General features: G+C 48.6%; 1 pseudogene. It reads right to left on the minus strand.

Going from position 1 to position 364, the window contains the following annotated elements:
- Window positions 1–364 (minus strand): annotated as a pseudogene (locus LVY74_RS17655) (phage tail protein); the annotation flags it as partial.

A 364-nucleotide genomic window follows, 5' to 3' on the forward strand; every position in this document is an offset into this window, starting at 1 on the left:
AACAACTAGATAATGACGAATCATGATGGCACGACCTGCAGCAGAGGCAACCGCGGTATTGGGTGCTGCAAGGGGTGCTGTTGCCAGTGTTCCAAAGGGTCCCTGAGCTGAAACCCACAAATCATCGACATAATCTAACCCTGCATATTCGGACAGCTGACCTAAGTCGGTAAAGCCATCTTGCACGTGATACAGGAAGTAGCCATCGGCATCCACCTGATCACCATAGCGAAAGATTTCAGCCTTTTCGTCATACCATTGCGTTGCTCCATTTTGTACTGTATGAATGCGTTGCACCCGCCACTTGGTGTCTGGCATGGTGGGTGAAGTTCCAATATAGACATCTTCCAAAATGACTGACAAC

The organism is Acinetobacter sp. ME22 (genome assembly GCF_022012315.1).
Taxonomy (GTDB): domain Bacteria; phylum Pseudomonadota; class Gammaproteobacteria; order Pseudomonadales; family Moraxellaceae; genus Acinetobacter; species Acinetobacter brisouii_A.